Genomic DNA, 3,195 nt, shown 5'->3' with positions numbered 1-3,195 from the left:
GGATTTCTTTTTACCAGTTGCAACTGGCTTACGTTTAGTTTCGAGACAAATAACCAATACAAACTTAGTAGTAGCTACATCTGGAATTACTTATCCATTGACAAACGGAACTATTTCAATTACAGCAAATAGTGGAACTGGAACTTTCTTGCCATTCTTCAATTGGAAATTTACTCCTATTAGAGGTCTTAGAGAGGAAGTTGTAGTTAACGTGAAACCTATTGCAACGTTATCTACTATTTCACCAACTACAATAGCTTCAGGCGGTAGTGATTTTACACTAACCGTAAATGGAACTAATTTTGTAAATGGTGAATCAATCGTAAGATGGAATGGAACAAACAGAGTAACAACATTCGTTAGTTCTACTGAACTTAGTGCTGCTATTCCTGCTGCTGATATAGCAACTGGAGGAACAGCTTCGGTTACAGTATTTAATACTTGCGGAACAACAACTGGTCAAACTATAACTTTTTTATCTGTTTGTGCGCCTGTTGCTGATTTAACAATTTTACCAACAATAACTGGACAATGTTCAGCTAATACAACTGCACCAACTGCTACAAGTAGTTGTACTGGCGTAGTAATTGGAACTACTTCTACAGTGTTACCTATTACAACTCAAGGAACAACAATCGTTACTTGGACATATAATGATGGAAACGGAAATACTTCAACTCAAAATCAAACAGTAATTGTAGACGATACGGTTGCTCCTATAGCTGATATAACAACTTTGGCAAATGCAACGGGACAAACTACTGTTACTGTTACTGCTCCAACTGCAACCGATATTTGCGTTGGAACTATTATAGGTACAACTCCAAGTCCTTTGACTTATTCTACACAAGGAACTTTCAATATTGTTTGGACATATAATGATGGTAATGGAAATACTGCCACTCAAAATCAAACTATAATTGTTGCGGATACTATTGCACCAACAGCGCCTGCAAGTTTGGCTGCTTCTGGAACTACTTCAAACACGACTACTTTATCTTGGGTAGGTTCAACAGATAATGCTGCAGTAACTGGATATGATGTTTATAATGGAGCCATTCTTTTAGGAACAACCTCATCTACAAGTTATGTCGTGAGTGGTTTAACGGCTACGACAGCATATACTTTTTCGGTAAAAGCTAAAGACGCTGTCGGAAATATTTCAACTTCAAGTAATATAGCAAATGTTACGACTTTGGCTCCGGTTTATTGTACTTCTCTAGGTACAAGTGTGGCTAATGAAACTATTGGTAAAGTCGTTTTTGAAACGATCAACAATACTTCAACTGGAGGAACTGGCTATGAAAACTTTACCGCTACTTCAACAAATGCAACTAGAGGAACTGCTTACACCATTACGATAACACCAACTTGGTCTGGGGTAAAAAGATTTGAAGGATATGCAGTATGGATAGATTATAATGGAGATGGAGATTTTGCTGATGCTGGAGAACAAGTATTCTCAACAGGAACTACAAAATCAACTCCTATTTCTGGAACGTTCACTATTCCAGCTACAGCAACAGTTGGCTCTACTAGAATCCGAGTTTCAATGAAATACAATGCAATTCCTACTATGTGCGAAACATTTGCATCTGGTCAAGTTGAAGATTATACTGTAAACATTGTTTCTAGTGTGGCCAAAATAGCTAATGTTTCTGCAAAAGCAATTACAGAAATTAAACTGTACCCTAATCCAACAACATCAATTTTGAATGTGTCTTCAGTTTCTGAAAATGCTATATTTAAAGTTTATAATATGTTAGGGCAATCAATAATGAACGGAAAACTTTCAAATGGTTCGATTGATGTTTCCAACATAAGTTCTGGAATTTATCTTTTAGAAGTTACTGACAAAGAATCAACTTCAGTAAATCGCTTCATAAAACAATAATCTTTTTAAATTTAAAATCAAAAGCTATCTCAATTGAGGTAGCTTTTTTTTGGAATAATATAATTACTATTAAGTGATAAAAAACAATCTAGATTATTAACTAATAGTCTAATCTATTAAAAGAATATAGTTGAATTTTGATTCTTCGTGTTAACAAAAAAACCCCCATTTAGGTATGTAAATGCGGGTTTCTTAAAATATAAATTTAAATTTATTCCGGATCATTCATTTTAAAAGTATCCATAAAAGCCGTGGTATAATCCCCGGAAATATATCTTGGATCATCCATCAACTGTCTGTGGAATGGAATAGTAGTTTTTATACCTTCTATCACAAATTCATCCAAAGCTCTTCTCATTTTGCTAATTGCTTCCCCACGCGTTTGAGCTGTTGTGATCAATTTTGCAATCATAGAATCATAATTTGGCGGAATAGTATAACCTGAATATACGTGTGTATCTAAACGAACTCCGTGACCTCCAGGCATGTGAAGAGTAGTTATTTTTCCCGGTGATGGTCTGAAATCATTATAAGGATCCTCGGCATTAATACGACATTCGATAGCATGCAATTGTGGCAAATAATTTTTACCAGAAATTGGAATTCCAGCAGCAACCATAATTTGTTCTCGAATTAAATCATAATCAATTACTTGTTCTGTAATGGGGTGTTCCACCTGAATACGAGTATTCATTTCCATAAAATAGAAATTACGGTGCTTATCTACCAAAAATTCGACTGTTCCTGCACCTTCATATTTGATGAATTCCGCTGCTTTTACTGCCGCCGCTCCCATTTTTTTTCGCAATTCGTCAGTCATAAATGGAGAAGGAGTTTCTTCGGTAAGTTTTTGATGACGTCTTTGCACAGAACAATCTCTCTCAGAAAGATGACAGGCTTTTCCATAAGAATCCCCTACAACTTGAATTTCGATATGTCTAGGTTCTTCAATAAGTTTCTCTAAATACATTCCGTCATTCCCAAAAGCTGCAGCTGATTCTTGACGAGCACTTTCCCAAGCTTTCAGTAACTCTTCGTCTTTCCAAACAGCACGCATTCCTTTTCCTCCGCCTCCAGCAGTTGCTTTTAGCATTACTGGATATCCCATTTTTCTTGAAAGTTCTTGTGCTTGTTCAAAAGATTCTAAAAGACCTTCAGAACCTGGAACACAAGGAACTCCAGCTGCTTTCATAGTTGCTTTAGCCGAAGCTTTATCACCCATTCTGTCAATCATTTCTGGCGATGCACCTATAAATTTAACGTTATGTTCTTGACATATTTTTGAAAATTTTGAATTCTCG

Annotated in this window: 2 protein-coding genes; one reads left to right on the top strand and one right to left on the bottom strand. The window is 35.9% G+C overall.

Going from position 1 to position 3,195, the window contains the following annotated elements; genetic code table 11:
* Positions 1–1,894, top strand: a 1,894-nt coding sequence (locus tag ACH2BV_RS04135) for a GEVED domain-containing protein (RefSeq protein ID WP_395049458.1), incomplete at its 5' end; no start/stop codon positions are given.
* 211 nt (positions 1,895–2,105) lie between these two features.
* Here the strand turns inward: ACH2BV_RS04135 and ACH2BV_RS04130 are convergent.
* On the bottom strand, positions 2,106–3,195 hold a 1,090-nt coding region (locus ACH2BV_RS04130), incomplete at its 5' end, for an acetyl/propionyl/methylcrotonyl-CoA carboxylase subunit alpha (protein ID WP_395048441.1).

The organism is Flavobacterium sp., assembly GCF_043780635.1.
Classification (GTDB): domain Bacteria; phylum Bacteroidota; class Bacteroidia; order Flavobacteriales; family Flavobacteriaceae; genus Flavobacterium.
This window is presented reverse-complemented; position numbering and strand designations above follow the sequence as displayed.